We start from the raw sequence: 4,563 nt of genomic DNA on the forward strand, positions 1-4,563 counted from the left end.
GTGAGCCCCTGACCACGGAGCAAGAGACCGTGATGAGCACGGAGGTGATGCCGACCCTGCAGACCTGACAGGTACAAGCCCCCTACAACCTCGAAGACGGTTACACCACTTCCAGGGACTTGACCCGATGAAGCAGCCGCTCGCATCAGGACAGCCCTCGCCACGGCAGGTCTTCCTCGACCGGTCGTCGCCTTGGCAATCGCAGCGACAAAGAAGATTGCAGCGGGAGCCGTGGAGGGGATCAATCCGACTGGGCAGATTCGTTTGGCGATCTGGATGCTCATCTCTGTGCTCTGCCCGAGGCCGGAGGTGTGCCCGGCTCAGCCAAAATCAGGCGTGGAGGTTCTTAAAGAAGCTCTGGAAGATGCAGAGTCTGCTTTCTGATCATCACAGAGGCTGAGTGACCCTCAACGCACCTCGCTACCTCAGCGGCGGTGGCGGCCGACGATCGTGTGGATCAGCCGCACCGCGGCCCTCGCGGTGCGGCCCCCGCGCCCGAATGGACCCCGGCCCGCTCAGGCCAGCAGCGACGCGTCCGTCCGGTGACGGCTGACGATCGTGTGGATCAGCCGGGCCGCGGCCTTCGCCGTGCGGCCGTCCACGTCCAGGGCGGGGTTGAGCTCCACGACGTCGGCCAGGGCCAGCTTCCCGGACTGGGTGGCCTCCAGCGCGCACGCGTGGATCACCTCGTACGGCACGCCGAAGCCGGCCGGTGCGCTCACCCCCGGGGCGACGGCGGCCGGCAGCACATCCAGGTCGATCGTCAGGTAGAGCACATCCACGGCGTTGATGAACGAGCGCACCCAGCGGCGCACGCCGGTGACGTCGGCGGTCTGGGCCTGCTCGTCGGTCACCCACGTGACCCCGCGTTCGCGCGCGGTGTCGAACAGGGCCCGGGTGTTGTTGGCCTCGCTGATGCCCACCACCGCGTAGGAGAGCTGATGCTCCGCCCCCTCGGCATCCCGCAGGGCCTGGAGGAACGGGGTGCCGGAGCTGGGCCGCGGCGCCTCGCGCAGGTCGAAGTGCGCGTCCAGGTTGAGGATGCCCACGCGGGTGCCCGCGCCCACGCGCGTGGAGCCGGTCAGGCCCGTGATCGAGGCGTAGGCGGTCTCGTGTCCGCCGCCGAGCACCACGGCCAGGTCGTGGGCGTTCAGCAGCCCGCTGACCACCGTGCCCAGCTCGGCCTGGCCCGCCTCGAGCTCGCCCGGGGCATCGTCGTCGCCACGGTCCACGGACACGTCGCCCGCGTCCACGAGCGCGCCCGTGCCCTCGAGGTACGCGAGCGAGGCGAGCGCACCGCGCAGCGCCTCCGGGCCGTCCTCGGCGCCCACGCGGCCGTGGTTCCGGCGCACGCCCTCGTCCGAGGCGAAGCCGACGAGCGCCGTGGACCGCGCGCCCGACGTCGGAGCACCGGCACCGGGGTGGCGCTGCGTCGTCGTGGGCTCGCCGCGGCCGTCGGCGGGGCGGACGACCTGGTGCCAGCGCAGGTGCTCGGGGGTGTCGCCGTCGGTGCGGCCGGTCCAGGCGGGGGAGAGGGAGGGGGAGGGGAGCTCGGAGGTCATGGGCCCATCCCACGCCATCGACGGGCGGGTGCGCAACGAGGGCCGGACGACGCCCGACACGGGGCGTCGTCCGCCTAGCGGTCCAGTTCCTGGCGCCGCGAGCTGATCACGCCGGTGACGAAGCCGGCGAGGTTGAGCCCGCCGTGGAAGCGGGCGTGCTCGATCTTCACACAGCGGTCCATCACGACCTCCAGGCCCGCGGCCTCGGCCTGACGCGCGGCGTCCTCGTTCCAGATGCCCAGCTGCAGCCACACGGTCCGGGCGCCCACGCGGGCGGCGTCCGCCACCACCTCGGGGGCGTCGGAGGACTTGCGGAACACCTCCACGAGGTCCGGGGTGACGGGCAGGTCGTCCAGCGAGGCGTACACGCGGTGGCCGAGGATCTCCTTGCCGGCCGCGGCGAGCACGGGATTGACGAAGTAGACGTCGTACGTGGTCGAGCTCAGCAGGTACGTGGCCACGAAGTACGACGCACGGGCCGGCTTGTCCGAGGCGCCGACGATCGCGATCGACCGGGTGCGCCGCAGGATCGCCAGGCGCTCGGGGGCGCCGGGGCCGGTCCAGGTGCGCTCGGGGTGGGTGGTGCTCATGGCTCAGGCCTCCTTCGGCGCGGCCGGGGCGCCGTCGTCGTCGCGGGTGCGGCCGGTGGCCTCGGTCAGGGCCTGGTCCAGGTCCCAGAGGATGTCCTCGGTGTCCTCGATGCCCACCGAGATGCGGATGAGGTCCTCCGGGATGCCCGCGGCCACGAGCTGCTCGGCGGTGAGCTGCTGATGGGTCGTCGTGGCGGGGTGCAGCACGAGCGTCTTCGCGTCGCCGATGTTGGCCAGGTGGCTGGCCAGCTGCAGGGCGGAGATGAAGCGCGACGCCGTCGCACGCCCGGCCTCCGGACCGGAGGCGCCGTCGTCGGTGTCTGTGGCTGCCGGGGCCACGCCGAAGCTGAACACCGAGCCGACGCCCCGGGGCAGCAGCTGCTGCGCGCGGGCGTGGTGCGGGTGGTCGGGCAGGCCGGCGTAGCGGACCCAGGAGACGCGCGGGTCCTCGTCCAGCCACTGCGCCACGGCCTGCGCATTCGCCAGGTGGGCGTCCATGCGCGGGGCCAGCGTCTCGACGCCGAGCAGCAGCTGGAACGCCGACTGGGGGGCCAGCGACGGGCCGAAGTCGCGCAGCTGCTCCGAGCGGAGCTTGGTGAGGAAACCGTATTCGCCGAAGTTGCCCCACCAGGAGACGCCGCCGTACGACGGCACGGGCTCGGTCATCGACGGGAACTTGCCGTTGTCCCACGGGAAGCGGCCGGACTCCACCACGACGCCGCCGAGCGTGGTGCCCTGCCCGCCGAGGAACTTCGTGGCCGAATGGATGACGATGTCCGCCCCGTGCTCGATCGGCCGGATCAGGTAGGGCGGGGTGAGGGTCGCGTCCACGACGAGCGGCACGCCGTGCCGGTGGGCGACGTCGGCCAGGCCGGGCAGGTCCACGACGTCACCGGAGGGGTTGGCGACGATCTCCGTGTAGACGGTCTTGGTGTTGGGCTGGAGGGCGGCCTCGAAGTCCGCGGCCTCGGCGGAGTCCACGAACGTGGTCTCGACGCCGAACCGGCGCAGGGAGACGTCCAGCTGGGTGATCGTGCCGCCGTACAGCTTGGAGGACGCCACGATGTGGTCGCCGGCCGCGGCGAGGGCCGCGAAGGTGACGAACTCGGCGGCCATGCCGGACGCCGTCGCGACGGCCCCGATCCCGCCCTCGAGCGTGGCGACCCGCTCCTCGAACGCGGCGACCGTGGGGTTGCCGATCCGCGAGTAGATGTTGCCGTACTTCTGCAGCGCGAAGAGGTTGGCGGCGTCTTCGGCGGACTCGAACACGAAGGAGCTGGTCTGGTGGATCGGCACCGCGCGGGAGCCGTGGACGGTGTCCGGGACGGCGCCCGCGTGCAGCGCCTGGGTGCGGAAGCCGAACTCGTGGTCAGCCACGGGGGTCCTTTCGATGGAGGCTTCGGGACAGTCCCTCCCATTGTCCCGGGCGAGGTGCGCCGGGGGCAGGGTGGGCACGTCGCAGAGCGTCACGCGGCGCCGGCCGGTGGCATGCAACGCGGGTTGAGTTATCACCGGTTACGCGGGCCTGGACCCGTGACAACTCAACCCGCGTTGGACGGGACCCATGACAACTCAACCCGCGTTGGACGGGCGGGGGCGGATCAGCGCGTGCGGGCGAGCCGACGCCGGACCAGCCCCACGATCCGCCCGAACCCAGCGCGCTGGTCCTCCCAGGTGCAGCGCAGGGTCGTCCATTCCCGTTCGAGGCAGTACGCGTCCCGACGGGCGTCCCTCGCCTGCTGCTGAGCCGTGCGGTGGCCGGCGCCGTCGTACTGGAGGGCCAGGCGCGCCCCCCGGTACCCGAGGTCCACGACGGGCGAGGCCGGGTCGGCCGGGTCGACGGCGACCTGCAGCTCCGGCTCCGGCAGCCCGGCCCGGATCAGCGCGAGCCGGAGGAAGGTCTCGGGCGGGGAGTCGGCCCCGACGCGCACCTCCGCCAGCGCGGCACGTGCGAGACGGACACCCGGCCGGCCACGGCAGCGGGCGAGCACCTCCGACAGCTCGGACACGGTGGCCACGGGGTCCGCCCGGCCCGTCGGCGTCCACGGCGGACGCACCAGGTGGTCGCCGTCCGCGATGAGCCAGTCCACCTCGTGGGGGCGGAGCATCCCGGCGAGGTCGAACCAGGTGCGCGCCGCCGTCGTGACGCGCTGGCCGTCGGGAAGCTCGAGCACGTGGTCGGAGGGCAGCCGCACCCGGTGGCTGACGACGCCGTCCAGGTCGGTCCGGTGCGTGCGCGCGGAGCGGTCGAAGGTCAGGTGCAGTCCGGCGGGCCGCGCGAGGCGGGGCGGCAGCGGCAGTCCGTGCCAGAGGGCGGCAGAGACGTGGGAGACCACCCCGCCCGTGAGGCGGACCAGCGCGGCCGCGCCGTCCGGGGCGCACGGGTCGGGGATGCCCGCGGTGTGCACGCC

Annotated in this window: 4 protein-coding genes; all 4 read right to left on the minus strand. The window is 72.8% G+C overall.

Annotation, left to right across the window (positions count from 1 at the left end; all coding sequences use genetic code 11):
* Window positions 1-515: 515 nt before the first annotated feature.
* A complete protein-coding gene (hutG, locus tag D8M29_RS08695; RefSeq protein ID WP_101967228.1) occupies window positions 516-1,562 on the minus strand; it encodes a formimidoylglutamase in 1,047 nt (348 codons plus the stop codon).
* Between the two features lie 74 nt (window positions 1,563-1,636).
* On the minus strand, window positions 1,637-2,152 hold the full coding sequence (locus D8M29_RS08700; protein WP_041104443.1) for a CoA-binding protein: 516 nt from the start codon (window positions 2,150-2,152) through the stop codon (window positions 1,637-1,639).
* Between the two features lie 3 nt (window positions 2,153-2,155).
* Window positions 2,156-3,529: an O-acetylhomoserine aminocarboxypropyltransferase/cysteine synthase family protein gene (locus D8M29_RS08705; RefSeq protein ID WP_122054902.1), complete on the minus strand. Its 1,374-nt coding sequence runs from the start codon at window positions 3,527-3,529 to the stop codon at window positions 2,156-2,158.
* A gap of 224 nt (window positions 3,530-3,753) precedes the next feature.
* The coding region (locus D8M29_RS13615; protein WP_127445909.1) for a hypothetical protein at window positions 3,754-4,563 on the minus strand (810 nt) is incomplete at its 5' end.

This window comes from Micrococcus sp. HSID17227 (assembly GCF_003989405.1).
GTDB classification, from domain to species: domain Bacteria; phylum Actinomycetota; class Actinomycetes; order Actinomycetales; family Micrococcaceae; genus Micrococcus; species Micrococcus luteus.

Excerpts from the sequence above, each read along its gene's own strand:
- hutG (WP_101967228.1), bottom strand. The coding sequence starts at position 1,562 with ATGACCTCCGAGCTCCCCTCCCCCTCCCTCTCCCCCGCCTGGACCGGC.
- D8M29_RS08700 (WP_041104443.1), bottom strand. The coding sequence starts at position 2,152 with ATGAGCACCACCCACCCCGAGCGCACCTGGACCGGCCCCGGCGCCCCC.